Origin of the sequence: Pseudoalteromonas sp. NZS11, assembly GCF_015864765.1 — a bacterium.
Classification (GTDB): Bacteria; Pseudomonadota; Gammaproteobacteria; order Enterobacterales; family Alteromonadaceae; genus Pseudoalteromonas; species Pseudoalteromonas arctica.
Genome location: NZ_JADYWP010000013.1, coordinates 36562 through 58956, shown reverse-complemented (window position 1 = coordinate 58956; position 22395 = coordinate 36562). Strand labels below are relative to the sequence as shown.

Here is a 22395-nt window from a genome sequence, read left to right as displayed (position 1 = left end):
TTTGCGGGCAGTTTTATGTTTTAAAACTGCCATAAATAGAATTGGCAATAGATTAAAATTTAATAGCACTTGTTAAAACATAACGTGTATGGGGAATACCCGATGAAAAATAAATTAATTATGCTCGCGTGTGGCTTCATAAGCATGGGCGCTGCGGCAAAAGAAACAATTACAATAGCGACTGTTAACAACGGTGACATGATCACCATGAAAGAATTAAGCAGTGACTTTACCAGCCAAAACCCTGATATAGATCTAAAATGGGTCACCCTAGAAGAAAACATTCTTCGCCAACGTGTCACAACCGATGTAGCAACAAAAGGCGGCCAATACGATGTTATGACCATCGGTACTTATGAAGTACCAATTTGGGGCAAACAAAATTGGTTAAAAGAGCTGGACAATTTAGGTGAAAACTACGATTTAGACGATTTAATCCCAGCAATCCGAAGCGGTTTAACGATTAACGACAAACTTTATGCTGCCCCATTTTATGGCGAAAGCTCAATGGTTATGTACCGCACCGATTTAATGGATAAAGCGGGGCTGACAATGCCCAAAGCCCCAACATGGGACTTTATACGCAAAGCTGCTAAAGCGATGACAGACAAAAAAGAAGGTGTTTATGGCCTTTGTTTACGTGGTAAAGCAGGTTGGGGCGAAAACGTTGCGCTTATTACATCAATGGCTAATTCGTTTGGTGCTCGTTGGTTTGATGAAAATTGGAAGCCACAGTTTAATACTCCAGAGTGGGAAAATACCCTTCAGTATTATGTCGATGTAATGAAAGAGTCAGGACCTGCTGGTTCATCTGCAAACGGGTTTAACGAAAACCTTGCACTATTCCAAACAGGAAAATGTGGTATTTGGATTGATGCAACCGTTGCAGGCGCATTTGTTACTAATAAAAAAGACTCAGAAGTTGCCGATAAAGTAGGGTTTGCACTTGCGCCAGATAATGGTCTAGGTAAACGCGGTAACTGGCTATGGTCTTGGACTTTAGCCGTACCGGCAAGCAGCAAAAAACCAGATGCCGCAATGAAATTTATTAGCTGGGCGACATCAAAAGAATACACTCAACTTGTAGCTGACAAAAAAGGTTGGGCAAAAGTACCGCCAGGTACACGTAAATCACTTTACAGTAATCAAAAGTACATGGACGCAGCACCGTTTGCGCAAATTACCTTAGATTCTATCCAATCTGCAGATCCTAAAAATCCAACCGTTAAACCGGTGCCTTATGTAGGTATTCAGTTTGTTGCTATTCCTGAGTTTCAAGGAATTGGTACAGCTGTTGGGCAACAATTCTCAGCAGCATTAACTGGCCAAATGACCGTTAAGCAAGCGCTTAGTACGTCTCAGCACCTCGTTGAGCGAACAATGCGTAAAGCTCGCTATCCTAAATAGCATGTAATGGGCGGGTAAGTACTCAAACTTACCCAATATTTTATGTCAATTCTATTTACTTGTTAGTTATAAACGCTATCAAGGGTTTCTGATTTTCACTTGATAGTTAACAAGTAAATAGAATTGGCTTTTTTAAGGTCACCTTTATGGCAACAACTAACTCGCGCACGCTTGCTCGGTTTATGCTTCTTCCAAGTGTAATTTTATTACTTGCTTGGATGATAGTTCCGCTGTGTATGACACTGTATTTTTCTTTTATTGATTACAACTTACTCGTTCCAGGGGATAAAGAGTTTGTAGGCTTTTTAAACTATGAATTTTTCCTAACTGATCCGGCTTTTTTTGAATCATTTTTTAACACGCTCTACCTAGTAACTGGGGTTTTACTTATCACTATTTGTGGTGGTATTGGCTTAGCTATTTTACTAGACCAAGCAATATGGGGGCGAAACTACGTTCGCATTATGGTACTAGCCCCATTTTTTGTAATGCCAACTGTGTCGGCATTGGTATGGAAAAACATGCTAATGAACCCAGTTAATGGCTTATTTGCACACTTTGCTATTTGGCTTGGCTTTGAACCTATCGACTTTTTTGCTCAAATGCCGTTATTTTCAATCATCATAATTGTGTCTTGGCAGTGGTTACCGTTTGCAGCTTTAATACTGCTAACAGCAATACAATCACTCGACCGTGAACAATTAGAAGCGGCTGATTTAGACGGAGCTGGCCCATTTAGTAAGTTTTTTTACATCGTTTTACCGCACCTATCGCGCGCTGTAACTGCGGTTATATTAATCGAAACTATATTTTTACTGTCAATTTTTGCTGAAATATTAGTTACAACCAGTGGCGGTCCTGGTTATTCGTCAACCAATATAACGTACTTAATTTATACGCAATCGCTACTTCAGTTTGATGTAGGCGGCGGTTCAGCAGGGGGCATAGTTGCAGTTATTATTGCAAATATAGTCGCTATATTTTTAATGCGCTTAATTGGCAAAAACTTGGAGGGTTAATTATGACTATAAAAGATAGCCGTCGTTCCAAACTAATTTATACCATTGCTGCATGGACAATAAGCGGCATGATTTTCTTTCCAATTTTATGGACGTTAATCACCAGTTTTAAAACGGAAGCCGAAGCAATTTCAGCAAGCCCAAGCTTATATGCGTTTGATTGGACGCTCGAAAATTACCGCGATGTACTGTCGCGCTCGCCATACTTTAACCATTTTTGGAACTCTGTAGTTATATCACTAGGTTCAAGTTTACTGGGGTTATTAATTGCGGTACCTGCTGCGTGGTCTATGGCGTTTGTGCAAACTAAAAAAACAAAGCACTTATTAATGTGGATGCTTTCAACCAAAATGTTACCACCAGTAGGCGTACTTATTCCTATCTATTTATTGTTTCGCGACTTTGCATTACTCGATACAAAATTAGGTTTGGTTATTGTAATGACACTCATTAACTTACCAATAATGGTATGGATGCTTTACACCTACTTTAGAGAAATACCAAACGAAATACTTGAAGCTTCTCGTATGGATGGCGCAACAATTGGTGAAGAAATATTCCATGTTTTATTGCCAATAGCCTTACCAGGTATAGCCTCAACGCTATTACTCAATGTTATTTTGTCGTGGAACGAAGCGTTTTGGACACTTATTTTAACCGCTGCAAATGCTGCACCTTTAACGGCATTTATTGCCAGTTACTCAAGCCCTGAGGGGTTATTTTACGCTAAGTTATCGGCAGCATCTGCCATGGCCATTGTGCCAATTTTAATACTTGGTTGGTTTAGTCAAAAACAATTAGTGCGTGGATTAAGTTTCGGCGCAGTAAAATAGGAGAATACACATGGGCAGCATCACACTAAAACAAGTCACTAAAAACTTTGATGAAGTAAACGTAATTAAACCGCTCGACTTAGAAATTAAAGACGGTGAATTCATCGTTTTTGTTGGGCCATCGGGCTGTGGTAAATCTACATTACTTCGTATGATCGCAGGGCTTGAAGATACCACCAGTGGTAATATAGAAATCGATGGTATAGATGCCACTAAAACACCGCCGGCAAAAAGAGGCTTGGCAATGGTGTTTCAATCATATGCGTTATACCCGCATATGACCGTGCGTAACAATATTGCTTTTCCTTTAAAAAGAGCCAAGGTAAGCCCTGCAGAAATTGAGAGTAAAATTGCTAACGCTGCTAAAATTCTTAATTTGACCGATTATTTAGATCGAAAGCCAGGGCAATTGTCGGGCGGTCAGCGCCAGCGAGTAGCGATAGGGCGCGCAATTGTACGCCAACCTTCGGCATTTTTATTTGATGAACCGCTTTCGAATCTTGATGCGTCATTACGTGTAAATATGCGTTTAGAAATATCTGAATTACATAAAAGTTTAGCCACAACAATGATTTATGTTACGCACGATCAGGTTGAAGCCATGACAATGGCAGATAGAATCGCGGTATTTAATGCCGGTATTATTGAACAAGTAGGCACACCTTTAGAGCTTTATAAAAACCCTGTAAACAAATTTGTAGCTGGTTTTATAGGTTCGCCAAAAATGAATTTTATAGATGCTCCACAAAATGAAGATGCGAATGTTAGCTGTATTGGTATTCGACCAGAGCATATAACACTCTCTACTGAGCAAGGTACTTGGGCTGGAACTGTAGGTGTAATTGAGCATTTAGGTTCGGAGAGCTTTTTACATATAAATATTGAAGGCAAAGGGACCGTAACAGTAAAAGCAGATGGTGATTGCCCATTAAAATATGGCGACAGTATTTACCTAAGCGCACCGGCTGATAAAGTATTAAAGTTTGATAATAACGGTTTAACAATTCGCTAAAGCCTATTTTTAATTACCTTAAATAGCACCTTTATAAGGGTGCTATTAACTAAATTCTAATTACATAATCCTATGAAACCTAGGTATTTTTTATTAAGGGATGGTATATTTACAATTATAAATAACAAAAACGTTATTAATAAATAGATGCTCCAAAATTAATAAAATAATTTATATAGCAGCACATATAATTAAAATTATGTAATGAAAATAAGGACTTGGTTTTCCTTCTATTTTAAGAGGTTTACGTGGTAAAGCTATCAAATACAGAAATTAGAAAGCTAGATGATGCAGCCAGAGCAGGGTGGTTATATTATGTTGGCGGTAACACACAAGATGAAATTGCTAAAAAGCTAAATATATCTCGTCAATCTGCACAAAGAATGGTCGCATTATCTGTGAGCCAAGGATTAATTAAAGTTAGACTTGACCACCCGATTGCTAAATGTATGGATTTGGCCGAAAAATTAAAAAGCCGTTTTGGGTTAGATTCGTGCGAAGTTGTACCGAGCGATCCGTCTGAACCATCATCTACATTAGGTTTGGCTCAAGCTGGCGCGGCTGAAATAGAACGTCATTTAAAATCAGAACAGCCCAAAGTACTTGCTATGGGAACAGGTCGTGTTTTACGTTCATGTGTAGATGAGCTAAGAACCGTTGATTGTCCGCAACATAAAATTGTAGCAATGCTAGGTAATATGGCTTTGGATGGATCGGCTTCACCTTATGATGTTGTAGTAAGAATGGCCGAACACACCAATGCAAAACATTACCCAATGCCATTGCCAGTTTTACCAAGAAGTATTGAAGAAAAAGAACAGTTACATGCACAACAAAATATTACCGGTAATTTAAAACTCGCTAAAGATGCCGATGTAACATTTGTGGGTATTGGTAGCTTAGGTGAAAAATCGCCATTACATATAGATGGTTTTATTGATGCGCAAGAACTTAAAGAGTTACAAGATCTTGGTGCCGTTGGTGAAATGATTAGTTGGGTGTTTGATAAAAACGGTAAGCTTTTAGATTGCACGGTTAATCAGCGTGTAGCAAGTACGCCACTAAAAACAAATGCTAACAAACAGATTTATGCGATAGCTGCTGGTGAAGAAAAAGTGTTAGCCATTTTAGGCGCAGTAAGGTCAAACATGATCAGCGGATTAATTACTAACGAATATACAGCTGAGCGTTTATTAAGTATTGATTAAACAAATTGATAAATAAAATTAGTAATATCTGTATTAGTAATATCTGTTATTGTAATAAAATCACTTAATGTCCGATACCGTCTAGTATTGGACATAGCAAGGGCGCATTTAAGCGCTCTTTCTATATACACATCAACTACCTATAATTTATATTATGTTAAATAGCATAAATAAATACATAACCAAGTTACTCACCTTCATTAATTAACGTATAAACGCGATATTTTGACTATTTAATAAGCATTAACCTACTTATCTTAATAGTTAATGCCTTACCCATTTACGGTATTAGGTTCTTGAACATATAAAAATACCGCTTGGTTATTAATATAATCAAGCGGTATTACAATGATTGCCTATTCGCCACTTTACCCAATCAAACTTAACGTATTGAAACAAATAGCTTTTTAATAAACCTAGTAATTCACTAGAATGTTTTATTATTCATAAATTCACTAATAAGCTCAGACACTTTATCTGGATGTTCATCAATAACCCAATGAGCGGCTTTATCTATCCAAATCAATGATGAATTTGGAATTGCTTCTTCTAACATTGGCGCATACTTTGGCTTTTGAAACTTGTCTTCTTTACCCCATATTATGAGTGTTTCATGAGGTAAGCTTTTAAGATCGCCTGTAATAGCTTCGGTATATTCTTTATTGAGCCTGCGCATGTTACTAAATAAAGCGGCTTTTCCTTTTTCATTACTCCATGGTGCTAAGTATATTTTCATCAACTCTTCAGTCATTACGCTCGAGTCGTAAACACCTTTGGGCATGAAATCTCTTAATGTATCCACAAATTCAGCTACAGTTGTTTTTTCTTCTACACCTGGTTCTAGCAAAGGTTCAAATTCTGGTATTGGCCAAGAGTCAAAACATACACTATCAATTAAAACCAACCCGTTTACTTTATCCGGATGATTTACAGCCATTAATTGAGCAACACCACCACCAATATCATGTGCAGCAATATTAACTTTAGAAATACCGAGTTCTTCCAAAAACTTACACATTATTCTACATTGCGCATTTATAGATACATCGGTGTTAATTGGCATATCAGATTCACCAAAGTTTAGTAAATCAGGCGCTATTACTCGATATTTTGATGCAAGTTTTGGCATCACATTTCGCCATAAAAATTTATTGGTTGGTATTCCGTGTATCAATAATAAAGGTGTTCCTTGTCCCATTTCTTGATAAGCAATTTGATGACCTTCTACTGTAACGTACTGTGTCTTGTTCATAATTTTGCCTCTTTAACTTTAAAAATTATAATATTTAGTAAACTATAAAATTAGAATATAGCCTTATAAAGCAAATTCCGTCCCAATATGAGTATTTATTAGTTTTTAAAAAATCTTAATGTTTTAAAAGTTAAACCCCTGTGATACGTAGGCTCTAGGCTAAATAAATTTACTGACTTTATAATATTGCAGTGTTTAATAATTGTGATTATCAAACCGCTTTAAGAAGTGTGAAACGATGACTCGTATACATGCAACAATTACAAAAGCGTAGTTTGTAATACTTTGAAGAAATAATTTGAAGTAATTATTCTTATTAAAGGATTTTTACAAATTTAAATAAATTAAAGGTTCATATACACAAAAGCACTAATAAGCATTAGTGCTTTCAAAAATTATAATTTAATTTTTTAGTAAGCTATAAATAAAAAATAGTTAACCGCCCTACTGTTTCAATTTATCATTCCAAAAAACATCTAATATTTTCTATTAATACACTTTGCTTAACTGGCTTCAATAACAGGCCGTTAAACCCAAGCTTCACATACTTGTTATCACTATTTTCGTTTTCACTAAATGTATGAGCGATAATTTTTGTTGCTGATGCGTCAGCATGCTTTCTTATTTTTAGCATTGCGTCGGTGCCTGTAAATTGCGGCATTACTATATCCATTAAAATTATATCGTAAATATTTTGAGAAACCATAAGTAGCGCCTCTATAGCACTTGATGCGAAATCTATTAAAATATTTTCTTCGTTAAGCATTTTTCTAATTACTATTTCTATTAGCAAGTCATCATCTACTAAAAGCAGTCGTTTAGTTTTATTTATTGGCGTTACTTTAAACTCGATAACTTCAGCCATATTTTCAATAGTGTTTTTCATGTTTTACCTCATTACTGTTCCAGTAATATACGCTAATTTATAACGACTTATCTTTTAAAATGCGTGTTATTTGGTTTATTAATACACCTTGTTTTACTGGTTTTAATAGCATGTCATCAAAGCCCTGGTTAACGTATTTTGAACCTGTATCGGGTGTCGATGTATGCGCAATTATTTTAGTTTTCAAATTGTCACTGTGTTTTTTAATTTTTAACATAGCGTCAGTTCCCGACAATTCTGGCATTACTATGTCCATTAAAATAATGTCGTAACTGTTTTGCGATACCATCAACATCGCTTCTATTGCACTGCGCGCGTAATCTATTTTAATATTCTCATTTTTTAGCATCGCTCTAATTACAATCTCAACAAGAGGATCGTCATCAACCAGTAATAGCGTGTTTTGGTGTTTGTTAGTTACTAAACTAGCTTTTACTAAATCATTATTTGTTAACGAGCTACTTGGTACTTCTTGCTCGTTGTCTTTACCTTTACCTTGTTTGGTTGCTATGTTGACCAACATAGAAAGTGATATCGTTGATTTATTCGCGTTACTACTTACAGTTATCGCTTTACCACCTAACATTTTAAATATTGAAATAAAAAACTTTAACTCTAATGACACGTCTTTATCATCTATAAAGCGCGTTATATCATCACCCGATATACTTTTAAGCTCAGTTATAAAGTTACTACTGTCGATCAAATTACTTAATGAAAAATCGAGGTATAAGTAATTACGTTTACTTTCATTTTTAATCTGAGCGTTAATTGAAAGCGTTGTATTATTTGATGAATCCAAAACCTCAGTCACTAATTGAATAACCAATTGAGAAATTAACTTTTCATCGCTTGCGACCGTTAATTCAGGCGTAATATTATTTTTGAGAACGATTCTTTTATTTTCAGCCTCTTTAGCTAAAATCGACATATTATTATTGATCATTTGATTTAGGTTTACGTTTTTGGCCTGAAGCTTTAACTTACCTATTTCCGATTTATTTATATTTACGAGTTGTTGAATTACACTTTCGAGCTGGTCGCATGCATCAGAAATGTTCCCCACATTGTTTTTAAATTCGTTAAAGCTTATTGGATCTTTAGATATTTCAACTAATGACTTTAAAGATGATAAAGGCGTTTTTAACTGACGGCTAAGCCTTGTAACAAATTTTTCTTTTAATTGATTTGTCTGTTTTGATTTTTCGAGAACATCAGCGAGTAAACATTCTTTTTGATGTGCCTCTGTATCATCTCTAAAGTAGCAAACGAAACCATTAAAATCTGTATGTCTTTGTAATACAGTTATCCACTTCCCGTCTGTAAAACCTATATCTATTAATTGGTTACGATCATCATCAAGCTTATGATGCTCATGGTAATGATTTATAATATTATGCTGTTGCGCAATACTTATCAGCTGGCTATACGATAGCTGACTGTTTTGTTTATTCACCTGTGCAAATAAAAGATTAAATGCATTGTTGGTAATCACAGGAAATTCGTGGCTATTAAAAATAGCAAACCCATGCGGTAGTGCATCAAGAGAACTTGAAAATAGCTCTTCCCTATTAAGTATTAACTGATTTTTTTGTTTTATTTCATTGTGTAAACGCCTAGGCAAACGTAAAAAATAGTACACAAACGCGAATACACAAAAAGAGATTAACCCTAATCTAATTAAACTGTATTTAGTTATTTGTGGTCGTACTATTTTATTCATTGGTTGCACATGTAAACGCCAAGTAGGTGGAAAACGACTGCTTAAAGCGCTAATACTATTTTTAATTATACTGGGGTTTACTTCTCCTTGTTTTCCTAAAGTAAACTGTGGTGTTGCTATAAAAACATTATAATTTTCAGTGTTTAATTTACCAATAACGGCTTTTAAAAACTTACTTAAATCAAATGCTGTAAGTGTATAAATAGAGCCTTGTTTAATTTTTATTTCAGAAATTAAGAAGGCCGTATCTGCAACAGTAAATACTTCTACTGCTTGTTTATTAGCTCTATTATTGAATTTTTCTAACCAGCTTTTAAATCCATACGCGGCTAAATCAAAATTATTTTTTGACCAAAGTGCAAGTTGGTTATACTCAGAATCAAACACTACATACCCTTTGTAAGTTAAGTTTTGTGAAACCTGACTTTGCACTAAATCATTAAGCTGCTCTTTTGTATAATTATTTTGGCTTTGTAAAAAACCAGCGATAACTAAATCTTTTTGAGATATATACAATCCTTGATTATCAAATCGCTCTAATGCATTAAATAACGTTTTACGCAATTGCTGGGTTTGTTGATTGTAGTTACTTTGCAGCTCCTTTTTTTCAATAGTATAAAGAAGTAATGCAGTGAATGAGCATAATACTAATGCAATTAAAAATGCGACGGGCGCTAAACTAAATACATGAATATACTTTTCACCATGATTTTTTTTCACAGGATTAGTACTTTGATTACTTACTAAATCTGAATTTTTATTTAACTGTGTCTGCAATAATTGAGCAAATGAAATAAACTGATCTTTTTGTGAACCTATTAATGTTTTAGGTGCTAAATCGGCCATCAGCACTACGCCAATTAATTTATTAGTGACACTATAAATTGGATATTGTGCATAAAAACGAATTAATTTGTGCGTGTTGTTTGATACATCATCAAAAAAAGTATCTTCAAATAGATATAGTTTTTCTTGTGTACAGCGTTTTTGATAGCTTAATAACTCATTTTCGACGCTTTCTTTATCGTTGCAGGTTATTAACTGCTCTGAATAAACTTCTCTAAAATCGATAAATTTAACAATTGCAACGTCATAAAACTGTTTTAGCAGCGTTAGCGTTTCTTTAATTTCTGTTGATATTTCATCAGTTTGTTTATCTGCTACATTAGCATGTGAGGTAAATATATTTGAGGCGTTCATTGACGTTCTCCTTCCCCTTTGGGGGGAGTATGTATCCACGTTGTACTGTTTTGACCGCTGTGTACTGGCAGTAAAACTTTAAATGGTGGCGTTAAGCTACTAAGCGCAGGTTCACCGGTGGTGATATTAATTACTTGTTCTGCATTAACTAAATTCAGTGATGTTTTACAGTATGTAACGCCTGGCTCAATCCCTATTAAGCTTAGTGTTTCGCTTATAATCAGGTTGTTGACTAAGTCGATTCCGACCAGCTCAAACGTTGTTTTTAAAACAGTAAAAACAAGCGTTTCTACAATGTTTTCATCTTCTTCTAAGCGTGTACCTTCTGGACAGCATATTGTACCCAGCTCTATATCAACACTTGTTCCAATACCAACTAATGACAGCGCATTAAGGGCTGTATTTAAAAGTGGTTCTACCTGGGGTAAATATAAATCAAGTATGTCACCTTGCGATTCGTACCCTGCTTGGCATGTATCACACGATTGCGATAAACCTTGGTCGCTTGTACCTAAAAGTGGATTACCTAAAGCTGTTACCCCAACTAAACAACTGCTATCGGCCGGTTGTTTATCTATTTTAAAGCTTTCACAAGGTGAGCCTGTTACCACTTTTTGCGATACATAACGAGATAGAATTTGTTCACTATTAGCAGGGCATTGTTGTGGCGTACTTCTTAATAACTGACCAATAGCGGTATTACCTAACTGCCCTATTGCGTAATTTGGACCTTGCTGCAGCGCATTTATATAACTTACATTACCGGTATTATTTAACTTGCTCACACCTTGGCTATCGGTTGCTTCGTCGCTTAAGCCCTTTAAACACGGATTACCTTGGCAATTTGGAGCATCGTAATAAACAGCTTCTCGTGAGGTAAACCTATCATCTCGTATGCCAATTAGCGCTCTGTATGTGCTGTTTGCCCCCCTGTCTGTATAAAAAATTAGTGGGGCTTGGTGCTCATCAAAACTTACTGCAATACCGAGTGGTGTATTATTAGCATCAACTACAGTAATTTGATTATCTACTTTAGTTTGATGGCGCTTAATAAGGGCATCCCTGACTAAAATAACTCCACCAATTGAGCCAATAATTAAAATTGTAATAATTAATATAAGCTCAATAGTAAGTATGTACCCTTGTTGATAATGCTTTTTCATATCAGGCTCCTATAACACTTCTACAAGCATTTTAAGTACGTTCATTACTTGTAATGCTGCGGGAAAAAACACCAATACCAAAAACATCGGAAAACAAATTAAGATAATGGGAAAGGTTGTGTGCATCGCTTTTTTGTTTACCTTTTTAGCGAGTAAAATGTTCTTTTTTAGAGCTAGGCCTTCAAGTTGAGCCTCTACTGCTTGGATAAGTGGCGTACCAAGTTTTGACCCTATTAACATTAAGTTGGCGAGCTTTTTAATTCCTAATACGCCGGTTCTTTCAAAAAGTGAATTAAATGCAAATTCACGATCTTTACCTGCGCTTAGTTCGAATAAAAATAACTTTAGCTCTTTGTATAATGGGTGTTTTTGACTTAATCCATGATCAACCGCCAGTGCAAATGAGCGCTCTAGTGAAAATCCAGCGCGCATGTAAACCAGTAACACCCGTAAAAAAAACTCTAAACTATTATTAATAGTGGTTTGACGTTGATTTTTACGTAATAAAAACCAGCATTCGGGTGCAAAAAAACACATAAAACACAGTAATAATTTAATCGATTGGCTCATCTCATAACCTGTTAGTTCTATAACCGTAAATGCACTAAAAGTAGCAGCCACTTTGAAGCAGTACAGGCTTATTAATATTTTATTAATTTGAATCCCTGCTTGTCTTAATTGACGTTTAGAGATGATGATTAGCGGATACCAATTAATGTTTTTAGTATCGGGTTTATCTAATTCGACTTTAAGAGATTGCCTATGAATATGGATAAATGAGCCCATACTTACTAAAAGTCCGATAAGTAAAAGTATATCAATCATAATGTTACCCTTAAGCTAAGGCGTAGCCATAAAAAACCAAATAGCTGACAAAGAAGCGCAACCGTTATAAATGCAATCCCATTAGGGTCGTTTAATAATGGTTCAAACCAGGTTGGATCGGTATAGCTAAATAAAGGAATTAGTGCGTAAGGTAAAAAACCACTAAATACAGCAGCGTATTTAGTGCCCGAAAGCTTAGCTTTTAGCTGTTGGCGGTCGAGGGTCCGAAGCGACATCATGTTGCATACGCTTTTTAGCATATCGGTTAAATCGCACTGGCTTTGTGTATGTGTAATGATGCTATGAGCAAACAATCTTACGGTTTCGCAGTTGTATCTTTCAATTAAAGGGGCAAACGACGTTTCGGCATCACTACCCATGCTCATGCGTTGTATTAGTAAGGTGCTTTGTTTTTTTATATATGGGTCTGCATGTTCATCAGCAAACTGCATTGATTGCTGTAGCGATAGCCCAGTGCTTAAACACGATTGTACGGTTTCAATAAATTCTAAAAAATGATGCTCAAATTTTGCTAATTTATAATGAGCCAAGTCAATCACAGTTATAAAACAGGTTACAAAAACCACGATTGAAATAATAAACGCGCTGGTTGATGCCTCAGGGTAATATAATTTAGCTAAAAACCATGAACTACTAGAGAGCGAGCACGCCATGCTTATAAACCAGGCGTTACTTATGTTTAAGCCTAGCACTCGTAGTGACAGAGTAAGTACGTCTTTTTCTTCTAAAATATCTACTTTTTTAGTGCCTTGGCTGCTTTTATTTTTAGCATACAAAGAAACCAACACACTAGTTGCAAGTACAAAGGTTATAACCGCCGCTATAGCTAATAAATAATCAAGTTTAGTCATTGTTAGCCTCCGGGTTATTGTGCAGTAACGCTTTTAATTCTTTTGCATTTGCCCCTTGGCCTTTCATAAACTCAATAACACTTGAGTTATCTATTAACTCACTTTGTACTGGCTCTGCTTCGTTAATACTATAAAGCGGGCTAAAATGTGCGCCGCCATTAACACGTTTAATTTCACCAACACTTTTTAGAGTTCGGATGCCATTAGTTGAGCGAGAAACATGCACAATAAGTTGAATACTCGACGCGATTAGCGAACTTGTATGGGTATCGCTCAGTTGTGCATTGTGTAACTGCACTAAGGTAGATAAACGAATAACGGCATCATTTGCGCTGTTAGCATGTATGGTCGTCATCGAACCTTGGTGACCACAGTTCATTGCTTGGAGCATATCGATTACCTCGCCTGAGCGTACCTCACCTACAAGTATTCTATCTGCGCGCATTCTTAGGGCTGCTTTTACTAAATCTCTTAGGCTTACTGCACCTTTACCATCGCTGTTTGTGTCGTGGGCTTCTAATTGCACAACGTGGTTGTGATGCAAATTAAGCTCAGCACTTTCTTCAATGGTTACAACTCGTTCATTTGGGTTAATTGAGTTAGCAAGTACGTTTAATAATGATGTTTTACCAGCCCCGGCATTGCCACACACTAAAATATTAACGCCTGTTTTAACTGCGCTTTTTAAAAATGATAAGATGTTTTTATCTAAAAAATGGTTATTAACTAAAAAGTCATCGTTTATTTTTTTATGATTAAACTTACGAATAGACACAATAGCTGCGCTGGTACACGCAGGCGGTACAATAATATGAACTCGGCTACCATCTTTTAGTTTGCCATCAACAATTGGCATAAGCGCATTGACTTGGCGACCACAGCCATCAAGTAAGCGATCAACAAATCGGCGTAAATGGCGTTCGTCATCAAACTTACTGGCTGTGCAAAGTAGTTTGCCTTGTTTATCAATCCAAATATCTTGCGTGTCGTTTATTAAAATATCACTTACCTGATCGTCCAGCATAAACTGTGCAATAGGTCCCAGGCCTTGAATTTCATCAAATACAGCCTGAACAACCTGCTCTTGTTGGTGTTGATTAAATGAAGATTGATTAAATTGTGGAATTTCACTGCACAATGCAGAGATTTTTTCGAGAACATTACTTGATAAAAGCGCGGTTGGTTCTTGTTCGTACTCTTCGATAACGGCATCGTGCAATAGCTTTTTAAGCTCTTCAAAGGTACTTAAACTGGTTTGAACTTCTTCATGTTTGCTTGATAAATTAAACATAAAAACTCACTTAGCTACATATACAGCTTCATTTTTAACGCCTTTAACCACTTCGATTGTGCGACTGGTTTGTAAGCGTGAAAAGTTTTGCAAACGACCCTGTTCAATGTCATAAGCGCTATGCACAATAATTGAAACTTTGTCAGCGTTATCTATACCCGCCAACGAATAAACATCTTTTGGAAGTACCGCAAGGACTAATGAAACACCGCCCGCAGCGGAGTTAGACTCTTGAGCTAAATTATCCATTACGCCACTTTTAGCGGCTTGCGATTTAGGACCTTTTGAAACACCAATAAGCTGTACATCACGGGCAACTGTTCTTACTAAGCGATTAGTTTTAGCGACTATGTCGAGTCGGTCACCTTTGTGTATGCGCGAAAGCGGAATATCTAAGGTGTTTAGTTTTAAAGTATATAAAACACGCCCTGCCGGTATGGCTTCTGATAAGTTTTGGCTTTTCGCTCTAATAAAATCGGTGTCGAACAAGGGTTGTTCAACCATTTTGTTAGTTGCTAATTTTTGACCAATTAATGCACGCGGATTTTGAACGCTCAGTGCAATATTTGAATAGTTACTTGGATCTATACTTTTTTGTTCTACATCGTGAACGGTTACTGTTTGACCGGCCGACATATTTTTGTTTACTACCCAGGCTGTTACGCTATTTTCATCGTTTACCTGTCTAATGCCCAAAGCCGAAGCTAACATGCCAGAGGTGATGAGTAATGTGAGAGCCGCAGTGGTTGCGCCTTTGTTACTTTTACTTTTCATAATATTCCTCCAGAGTAACTTTCACTGCCACACTTTTGTGGCAGTGAGCCTTAAGCTTGGTATTCAAACCTGGTTGCCTTATATTGGGTACCTTGTGTTAGTTACCTTGTGAACCGCCTGCTGCTGTACGTGTTGCAGCATCGCCGCTTGGTGTTGCATTAACAAGTGCCGCATTCTCACTAAAGTCTGATGCAACAAAAGTGAATGAACTGCCATCGCCTGCGTACACATCAACTGAATCTACAAACCCAGAGCCAGACACTTCAGCAGTGCCTTCGGCGTTAATCATGCCGTCAAATACATAGCTTTGGTCAAGTGAGCCAATTGCTTCAGCTACATCTTCAAGTTCGCTGGTTACCGAGTCACGTAATGTAGATAAACCAATTACAAGTGCTGCTACCATTGAAGTAGAAAGAATGATTAGCTCTGACGTTAGTACAAAACCTTTTTGCTTTTTGCTATTTAAGTTATGTTTAATAGTTTTCATAATCGTAGCCTTTAAATTAGAAGAGCTTATGCTCACTTTACATATTGCGAGGACCATGCCAGCTATAAATAACCATTAAATACAGTTGGTTATGTTTTTAATGGTTATTGTTTATTAGATATTTTCATTTTTGATTTGCAAAATGCAAATCAATATTAAAAATATTTTAGATAAATAATGCTAGGTTTACGTTATTGAAAGTATTATTAAAACTGATGGATAGTGTAAGGGGTAAATATTAAAAGCAGTCTTGTGAGGTTACGTATAAAACGTAGGATGAGCGTAAGCTTTACTCCTATTGTTGATAAATAATAAAGTGGTTTTGGCTCCTTAATAATGCCAAATTTTAGGTATAAAAAAAGGCCCGAAGGCCTTAAGAATAACAATTACCTAAAACGGAGAGTTTACCGCGCCTAGCAAGTGCTTTTTTATGCGTGGGTTCTGCACGTAAAACTTGCTCATAATAGCCACAAGCCAATAAATTATTGCTATTAGCTTCTTCAATTAACCCTTTATGGTAAAAATAGGCGGTGCTATTTAAACCAAACTTAACCGAAAGCTCTAAGTAGTTTGAAGCTATAACGTAACTGCCCTGGGCATAATGTATAGAGGCCATTTGCAGGTATGGTGAAGCATGTGTACCAAAAACATCAACGCCGTATTGAGCGATGCTTTTTGCTTTAGCTAAATTACCTTGCTCTATTGCTAACGTAACCCCTAAAGTAATTGCATTTAATGGTGGATTAGCTTTATTCAGTAATGTGTTTATAACCTGTTGAGATTGATTAGCACGGCCACTTTTATAAAGTACATATGCCGATATCGACAGTATTGCCGTGTTATCGGGGTGTTCAAGCATTAACTGATTTACCTCATGCACAAGGTTCAAACAGTTACTTGCATTTATACCTTCACACTTTAATGGTTGGGCATTTAATTGGTATTTTTTAACTATGTCACCCAGCGCGTTGTAAGGATTTACTGTTGGCTTGTAATCAATATGAGCGCAACCCGATAAAGTAAGCAGTAAAATTATATAAAATATTTTCATAGCCCTTGCTCCTGTATATAGCTAAGTACCTGGGTGTCTATATTTGCCTGCTCCCACGAACGTAATGTATTAATTGGCTCACGCACCAGATTTGGAGTTACAACAATTATAAGCTCGCGGTTGTTTTCACTTTTGCTGGTTGTTTCGCTTAACTTTCCTAGCATGCTATTGCCGTTGCCATCAGGTACAAAGTCGTGGCTTGCATTGTTATCAGTGCTAATTAAGCCACCAATAATAAGAGGTTGCCCGTCTTTTAAACGCGTTGATGTTTGCATGCTGCGTGTATTAAATGCACTACTGTTTAAACTGCTGCCTGTGCTTTGTGCAATTTCGGCGGTTAACGTGGTATCGGGTAATGAAATTACTGGGTTTAGATCAAGTGTTATTCTATCTTTGTCGTCAACCATGGCGCGTACATTTAATTCAACTCCGAATGATTTAAATTCTGTACCGCTAAACACCGACCCACTACTACCTTGCTGCCCGCTTGTAATTCCTGAAGGGCTATAACTTGTAGGTACAGGTACTTCACCACCGACTTTAAACACGGCACTTTCACCGGCTAAAACCGTGATTGTAGGGCGAGAAAGCGTTCGAGAAATACCTTCTTGTTCCAGTAATGAAAATAACATATCAATGGCAAACTGTGAGGTAGAAAGCTGTAAGTTATTAGTCAATTGACCACCAATTAATTGCAGCGCATTTTCTATTGTTGCAGAGCCAGATTCGCGATTAGTCATACCGTCACGACCAAACAAGCCCGCTTCTTTTTCATATCCATTAGAGAGCACGCTAATATCTGGGCGCCATTGCTTTAACCTACGTTGATTTACTTCGTATAGCTGCACCGATACACGCACTTGCGGTAAATCTTCAACTTCAATGCTCGACAAAACTTTACCGCCAGCCACTGACAGCAACGTTGCTCTTGCAATGTTTGAACTTACATTACTTAAATTTAATCCTGAGGTAGCATCATTTATTAAACCGCCTGACTCGTTGGCAAGTACTTCAATACCTGAACTTTTATCCTGCGTTGCGCCGCCCATTAAATTATTAGGATCAAGAGGAGAACCCTGAGTTTGTAATGCTTGCTCTGGTTCGAATAATTTATTAATTGTATTTAATAAGCGCACTAGCTCTATCTGGTTTTTTACAGAGCCGGAAAGTAAAAACACATCGTTGTCGTCATTTGATAACTCATCAACCGAGATGCGTTTAATGGTCACTTTATCTGCGCCCATTGATTTAATCACTTCGCTAATACGCTCTTCTTTTGGCTTGGGTGCTTGAGTTACTTTTATTAAATTAATAATAGCGACTTTACTCGAGTTTTGAGAGCTACCGCCGTTTGCGTTACCCAAGCCTTGCAAGCGTTGAGCAAGTGAATTAAACATACCTTGGTTAGGATTTGAGGTGATAACGGGTTGTGATGCTTGTGAGCTACTGGCATAAAGGTAGTTTTTTGCAGCTTCATAAGCGGCATGACGATAATTTATAGTAGGTACTTCACCACGTAATACAACAGCATGGCGATCAGGCGCTATGGTTAGCTGTACGTCAGGATGAATATCGTTTAAGGCATTTTCTAGTACGCTGTAGTCTTCGGTTACGCCAAGTAAAAATGTTTCAGAGCTTTTATCGTCGTACCACACCATCATAGATGTACGGCCCAACTTTTTAGCTAAAATTAGTAGCTCACGGCCATTTACCACGTTCACATCAAGTGTTGTTTCGTGGCCAAGTGCAATACGAGAAATATCACGGGTAAACACAAAGCGAGTATGCGTCCATTTAACTAAGTGCGATACTTTTTTTACCCGCTCACCATTTGCATTTTCTATATAATCTAAATGACTTTCACTGCCCATAGCGGTAAAAGATATTAGTAATAGTATAAAAATAAATTTTAACATAAACCTTTCCCTCAATTTGCTTACTGTATAGGTAGCAAGTATGAGACCAAGGGTTTTTGTATTTATAATCAATGGATTAAGATGTATAAACGTGTTTTTTATTATTTTGATTCGCAAATTGCAAATCAACAATTCATGAAGAGGTTAACAAAGAAATAAGAGCAGAGGTGTGTGGCGCAAAGCGAGTGAAAATACGCTTTACGCTAGTTTTAATTAATGCAAAGCGGCTGTAAACGGGATGCTTTCACAGATTTTAGCTTCAGCTATAAGCAGCTCTTCTAGACGAACATCAACTTCTTCTTTTTCAAAGTATTCGTAAGCTAGTTCTACAAATAGGTTTTTATGTTTTTCTTCTGACTTAGCAATAGCAACATAAAAATCTTTTTCTTTACCTTCAGGAAGTGCTTGTGCAACTAAAGAAAAACGCTCGTGGCCACGTGCTTCAATTACACCGCCAACCAGTAATCGGTCCATTAAAAAACCATCACGACCATGTCTAAACAGTGCACGTATTTGTTTTATGTACGGGTCTTTTTTGTCGTCACCTAAGTTTACATCTCGCTCTAAAAGCAATTTAAGTACTTGTTTAAAATGTATTAATTCTTCTAGCGCTAAGTCGGTCATAGCTTTTACTAATTTACGTTTGTCTGGATAATGCGAAAGCATAGACATAGCCATACCCGATGCTTTTTTTTCTGCAGCGGCGTGATCTTGTAAAAAAGTATTAAAGTCAGCAAGGACAACTTCGGTCCATTCAAATGGGGTGTGGTATTTTAATTCAAACATGTTCTGTACAACTTAAATAATAATGCGAGGATTTTAACGTATTTGATTTAAAAAATCTTGTAAGGCAGTAATTTATCTATGCGTCCTTTAGCCGTAGATTCAACTTTTAACGGGTGTTTAATGTCGTTCCACGCGGTGACTTTGCCGCCCATATTCATTTTTTCAAAATCAGCTTTGTCACTTTTTAATGCTAAAAAATCGCATAGCTTTTTGTAGCTATCAGGTTTTGCTATATCAATGGATAAAAAATCGTTGTCACGGTTCTTAAAGTACGTTTGAGCATCATTAAAATGTGTTTTATAGCAGTGAGCTAAGTAGCTATCGTCGCTAATATTATTAAGCGAAAGCTCACTAAACGTATTTAAATAACAGCGTTTTATATGAATATTAAAGCCCCCGTCTGCACGGGTTAAATTAGTGTGCATACGCGTTAAAAGCTGTTTTATTGATACAAGCCATGCACCAAGTTCGCGCTCTAAATAAATAAACTTAGAGTCTGGGTAATGAATATCAAGCGCTTTAAAGTCATTAAATATGGGAGTGTCGGCAATCGCGTTAGCATTTTCAAAACAAGCATTAGTATACGCGGTATGCGCCGTTGTAATACCAAGCTCTAAAAATGCGTGGCACACACTAGTAGTGCCGGTACGCGGTAAACCTATTATAAATATTTTGCTCATTAACTTTTCTTTAATTATCCGCGTGTCACTAGCAATACAAAGGCGCTAACAATAATCACTAAAAATGTAGTAATAGTACCAATTTGGCGGTATTTCAAGCTTTTTTCTACTATGCCTAAATTTTGAAACACACGCCCTATTAATAACGCACCACCTAATATATGACAGTAATGGCTAGCAAGCCCTTGGTATTCTGCTAAAAAAAGCAAAATTAAAGCAATTGGCACGTACTCCATAAAGTTAGCGTGGGCACGCACAGCACGTTGTAGCGTTGCGTTACCATTATCACCAAGTGATATCTGCTCCGCGCGGCGCACTTTTATTACGTTAAAGCTCAAATAAATGTAAAAGAATGCAAGTAATGCAGCATAAGTTGAAATGATCACGGCGTTTTCCTGTTATTTTTATCGCATAAGCATGCGCTTTATTATTGTGGGCGTGATAATAACATATAAATTTGAGCAGCATTATCAGAAGTTTAATAAATGCCTATGCTAAGCTAAGGGTATTAAGTAAGTAGAAAATTACATAAGGATTTTATGTTTGTACCTCGCAAAGTAGCCGACAGTTACCGTGAAATGATTAACAGTATTGGCTTTTACCCTTCTATGCTTTCAGTGGGCTTTTTAGTATTTGCCATTATAACTATGTCGGTTGAATATTTAGCCCCTATTGAGCAGCTAAAATCGTTTATATCGGTTGTACTTGTTGATAGCGCCGAAAACGCGCGTACTATTTTAAGCACTTTAGCGGGTAGTATTATTTCGCTTACCGTGTTTAGTTTTTCGATGGTAATGGTGGTTTTAAATTCGGCCAGTGCGAGTTTATCGCCCCGCGTAGTGCCAGGGCTTATTACGCGTAAATCACACCAAATGGTTTTGGGCTTTTATTTAGGCAGCATAATTTACTCAATTATTATGCTTATAAATATTAATAAACTTGAAGGTGGTAGTACGGCTATTCCTTCAATTGGTGTGTTGTTTGCACTTGTTTTTGGGTTGATTTCATTAGGTTTATTTGTATTTTTTATACATTCAATCTCTCGTGCCATTCAGGTTGATAACGTGTTAAATGGCTTGTTTAGCCAAACTAAAAACGAAATTAAAACAATAATACAAAGACAACAAGAGAACCCAGTTGAAGACTTTCCAGACTTTAGCAAGTGGCATTCGGTTAGCAGTAAAACGGAAGGGTATTATAAAGGCGTACATACCGATAAGCTGTGTGCCATTTTGGCAGAGCAAGATATAAAGGTGTATATCTCTGTTAACCAAGGCTATTTTACAGTTAAAGGTTACCCGTTTTTAAAATGTAATAAAGATATAGCAAACGATGAAGAGTTGATAAATAAAATTCTCGACTGCTTTATTTTTTATATAGAAGAGTACATTAGCGATCATTACCGTTATGGGTTAACGCAAATATCTGAGATTGCAGTTAAGGCAATGAGCCCGGGCATAAACGATCCTGGTACTGCGGTTAAATCAATTGATATGCTGAGTATTTTACTTATTCAACGACTTTCAATTAACGATATTAACTACTCGTTTAAGCACAGTGATAATGCCCCATTGTTGTACCTTCACGAAACAAGCTTTGATGAGTTATTACACGACAACTTTACACCGCTGCGTAATTACGCCAAAGGCGATGCATACGTAATGACAAACGTGCTTGAGGCATTTAAAAATATTTTGTTTGTTGCCCATAAAGATACCGATGCACGCAACAGTTTATTTAATTATTTAAATGCGATTGTTGATGACATAAATGAACATGTAACTAATGAATACGACAGACGCGAAGTGACTAATATGCTCAACTCAATAGCGCGTATTAGCCAAGAGCAAGGTGAGAAGTTGGTGGCACGTTTTGAGCACCACTAGGGCGTGTTGAATTATTTGGATTGAAATTTGTTCAATCTAGGGGCGATTAAATCGCGGCGCGAGGTTTGTAACCTAGTGGGCTAAGTAAAAACCGAGCAACATAGAGTTAATCGTCCCTAGGAAG

At 36.8% G+C, this 22395-nt stretch carries 20 protein-coding genes; 6 read left to right on the top strand and 14 right to left on the bottom strand.

The window, feature by feature from the left end; genetic code table 11:
• The first annotated feature begins 102 nt into the window (after positions 1-102).
• The 5 genes from I6E82_RS18410 to I6E82_RS18390 all read left to right on the top strand — a co-directional run bounded on the left by I6E82_RS18410 (position 103) and on the right by I6E82_RS18390 (position 5479).
• Positions 103-1407: an ABC transporter substrate-binding protein gene (locus I6E82_RS18410; RefSeq protein ID WP_076925990.1), complete on the top strand. Its 1305-nt coding sequence runs from the start codon at positions 103-105 to the stop codon at positions 1405-1407.
• Between the two features lie 146 nt (positions 1408-1553).
• The gene (locus tag I6E82_RS18405) at positions 1554-2426 is read left to right on the top strand and encodes a carbohydrate ABC transporter permease (protein ID WP_002960879.1); all 873 of its coding nucleotides are present in this window, start codon (positions 1554-1556) and stop codon (positions 2424-2426) included.
• A 2-nt stretch (positions 2427-2428) separates the two neighbouring features.
• Positions 2429-3259 (top strand): carbohydrate ABC transporter permease, encoded by an 831-nt coding sequence (locus I6E82_RS18400; protein WP_002960878.1) that lies wholly within the window; start codon positions 2429-2431, stop codon positions 3257-3259.
• A gap of 10 nt (positions 3260-3269) precedes the next feature.
• Positions 3270-4271 (top strand): ABC transporter ATP-binding protein, encoded by a 1002-nt coding sequence (locus I6E82_RS18395; RefSeq protein WP_007377154.1) that lies wholly within the window; start codon positions 3270-3272, stop codon positions 4269-4271.
• A 248-nt stretch (positions 4272-4519) separates the two neighbouring features.
• Positions 4520-5479, top strand: a complete 960-nt coding sequence (locus I6E82_RS18390; RefSeq protein WP_002960874.1) for a sugar-binding transcriptional regulator — start codon at positions 4520-4522, stop codon at positions 5477-5479.
• Positions 5480-5906: 427 nt separating this feature from the next.
• Here I6E82_RS18390 and I6E82_RS18385 read toward each other — a convergent pair whose 3' ends face one another.
• From I6E82_RS18385 to I6E82_RS18320, 14 genes are all read right to left on the bottom strand, one after another.
• Positions 5907-6731, bottom strand: a complete 825-nt coding sequence (locus I6E82_RS18385) for an alpha/beta fold hydrolase (protein WP_197112801.1) — start codon at positions 6729-6731, stop codon at positions 5907-5909.
• Between the two features lie 460 nt (positions 6732-7191).
• Positions 7192-7617 carry a response regulator gene (locus I6E82_RS18380; RefSeq protein ID WP_165721887.1) on the bottom strand — a complete coding sequence of 142 codons (426 nt, stop codon included), beginning with the start codon at positions 7615-7617 and terminating at the stop codon, positions 7192-7194.
• A 37-nt stretch (positions 7618-7654) separates the two neighbouring features.
• Positions 7655-10540, bottom strand: a complete 2886-nt coding sequence (locus I6E82_RS18375; RefSeq protein WP_197118450.1) for an ATP-binding response regulator — start codon at positions 10538-10540, stop codon at positions 7655-7657.
• Positions 10537-11703, bottom strand: coding sequence for a hypothetical protein (locus I6E82_RS18370; RefSeq protein WP_197118449.1), 1167 nt, complete (start codon positions 11701-11703; stop codon positions 10537-10539). Before I6E82_RS18370 ends, I6E82_RS18375 begins: the two co-directional genes overlap by 4 nt.
• 9 nt (positions 11704-11712) lie before the next feature.
• A complete protein-coding gene (locus tag I6E82_RS18365; protein ID WP_197118448.1) occupies positions 11713-12528 on the bottom strand; it encodes a type II secretion system F family protein in 816 nt (271 codons plus the stop codon).
• Complete coding sequence (locus I6E82_RS18360; RefSeq protein WP_024589373.1) at positions 12525-13400, bottom strand: type II secretion system F family protein; 876 nt, start codon at positions 13398-13400, stop codon at positions 12525-12527. Before I6E82_RS18360 ends, I6E82_RS18365 begins: the two co-directional genes overlap by 4 nt.
• Positions 13393-14691, bottom strand: a complete 1299-nt coding sequence (locus tag I6E82_RS18355; RefSeq protein ID WP_197118447.1) for a CpaF family protein — start codon at positions 14689-14691, stop codon at positions 13393-13395. Before I6E82_RS18355 ends, I6E82_RS18360 begins: the two co-directional genes overlap by 8 nt.
• Positions 14692-14697: 6 nt before the next feature.
• The gene (locus I6E82_RS18350; protein WP_197118446.1) at positions 14698-15465 is read right to left on the bottom strand and encodes a hypothetical protein; all 768 of its coding nucleotides are present in this window, start codon (positions 15463-15465) and stop codon (positions 14698-14700) included.
• A gap of 97 nt (positions 15466-15562) precedes the next feature.
• A complete protein-coding gene (locus I6E82_RS18345) occupies positions 15563-15952 on the bottom strand; it encodes a hypothetical protein (RefSeq protein WP_197118445.1) in 390 nt (129 codons plus the stop codon).
• A 373-nt stretch (positions 15953-16325) separates the two neighbouring features.
• Complete coding sequence (locus I6E82_RS18340) at positions 16326-17003, bottom strand: tetratricopeptide repeat protein (RefSeq protein ID WP_007586681.1); 678 nt, start codon at positions 17001-17003, stop codon at positions 16326-16328.
• Positions 17000-18919 carry a pilus assembly protein N-terminal domain-containing protein gene (locus tag I6E82_RS18335; RefSeq protein ID WP_197118444.1) on the bottom strand — a complete coding sequence of 640 codons (1920 nt, stop codon included), beginning with the start codon at positions 18917-18919 and terminating at the stop codon, positions 17000-17002. The genes I6E82_RS18340 and I6E82_RS18335 overlap by 4 nt, the downstream gene beginning before the upstream one ends.
• Before the next feature lie 213 nt (positions 18920-19132).
• Positions 19133-19705 (bottom strand): tRNA-(ms[2]io[6]A)-hydroxylase, encoded by a 573-nt coding sequence (locus I6E82_RS18330; protein ID WP_007586685.1) that lies wholly within the window; start codon positions 19703-19705, stop codon positions 19133-19135.
• Positions 19706-19752: 47 nt separating this feature from the next.
• A complete protein-coding gene (locus I6E82_RS18325) occupies positions 19753-20385 on the bottom strand; it encodes a sulfotransferase (RefSeq protein ID WP_197118443.1) in 633 nt (210 codons plus the stop codon).
• A gap of 14 nt (positions 20386-20399) precedes the next feature.
• Positions 20400-20771 (bottom strand): MAPEG family protein, encoded by a 372-nt coding sequence (locus I6E82_RS18320; RefSeq protein ID WP_007586689.1) that lies wholly within the window; start codon positions 20769-20771, stop codon positions 20400-20402.
• Between the two features lie 153 nt (positions 20772-20924).
• On the opposite strand from I6E82_RS18320, the gene I6E82_RS18315 reads away from it, so the two are divergent.
• Positions 20925-22271: a DUF2254 domain-containing protein gene (locus I6E82_RS18315; RefSeq protein ID WP_007586690.1), complete on the top strand. Its 1347-nt coding sequence runs from the start codon at positions 20925-20927 to the stop codon at positions 22269-22271.
• The last annotated feature ends 124 nt before the right edge of the window (positions 22272-22395 follow it).

Excerpts from the sequence above, each read along its gene's own strand:
- I6E82_RS18410 (WP_076925990.1), top strand. The coding sequence starts at position 103 with ATGAAAAATAAATTAATTATGCTCGCGTGTGGCTTCATAAGCATGGGC.
- I6E82_RS18405 (WP_002960879.1), top strand. The coding sequence starts at position 1,554 with ATGGCAACAACTAACTCGCGCACGCTTGCTCGGTTTATGCTTCTTCCA.
- I6E82_RS18400 (WP_002960878.1), top strand. The coding sequence starts at position 2,429 with ATGACTATAAAAGATAGCCGTCGTTCCAAACTAATTTATACCATTGCT.
- I6E82_RS18395 (WP_007377154.1), top strand. The coding sequence starts at position 3,270 with ATGGGCAGCATCACACTAAAACAAGTCACTAAAAACTTTGATGAAGTA.
- I6E82_RS18385 (WP_197112801.1), bottom strand. The coding sequence starts at position 6,731 with ATGAACAAGACACAGTACGTTACAGTAGAAGGTCATCAAATTGCTTAT.
- I6E82_RS18380 (WP_165721887.1), bottom strand. The coding sequence starts at position 7,617 with ATGAAAAACACTATTGAAAATATGGCTGAAGTTATCGAGTTTAAAGTA.
- I6E82_RS18375 (WP_197118450.1), bottom strand. The coding sequence starts at position 10,540 with ATGAACGCCTCAAATATATTTACCTCACATGCTAATGTAGCAGATAAA.
- I6E82_RS18370 (WP_197118449.1), bottom strand. The coding sequence starts at position 11,703 with ATGAAAAAGCATTATCAACAAGGGTACATACTTACTATTGAGCTTATA.
- I6E82_RS18365 (WP_197118448.1), bottom strand. The coding sequence starts at position 12,528 with ATGATTGATATACTTTTACTTATCGGACTTTTAGTAAGTATGGGCTCA.
- I6E82_RS18360 (WP_024589373.1), bottom strand. The coding sequence starts at position 13,400 with ATGACTAAACTTGATTATTTATTAGCTATAGCGGCGGTTATAACCTTT.
- I6E82_RS18355 (WP_197118447.1), bottom strand. The coding sequence starts at position 14,691 with ATGTTTAATTTATCAAGCAAACATGAAGAAGTTCAAACCAGTTTAAGT.
- I6E82_RS18350 (WP_197118446.1), bottom strand. The coding sequence starts at position 15,465 with ATGAAAAGTAAAAGTAACAAAGGCGCAACCACTGCGGCTCTCACATTA.
- I6E82_RS18345 (WP_197118445.1), bottom strand. The coding sequence starts at position 15,952 with ATGAAAACTATTAAACATAACTTAAATAGCAAAAAGCAAAAAGGTTTT.
- I6E82_RS18340 (WP_007586681.1), bottom strand. The coding sequence starts at position 17,003 with ATGAAAATATTTTATATAATTTTACTGCTTACTTTATCGGGTTGCGCT.
- I6E82_RS18335 (WP_197118444.1), bottom strand. The coding sequence starts at position 18,919 with ATGTTAAAATTTATTTTTATACTATTACTAATATCTTTTACCGCTATG.
- I6E82_RS18330 (WP_007586685.1), bottom strand. The coding sequence starts at position 19,705 with ATGTTTGAATTAAAATACCACACCCCATTTGAATGGACCGAAGTTGTC.
- I6E82_RS18325 (WP_197118443.1), bottom strand. The coding sequence starts at position 20,385 with ATGAGCAAAATATTTATAATAGGTTTACCGCGTACCGGCACTACTAGT.
- I6E82_RS18315 (WP_007586690.1), top strand. The coding sequence starts at position 20,925 with ATGTTTGTACCTCGCAAAGTAGCCGACAGTTACCGTGAAATGATTAAC.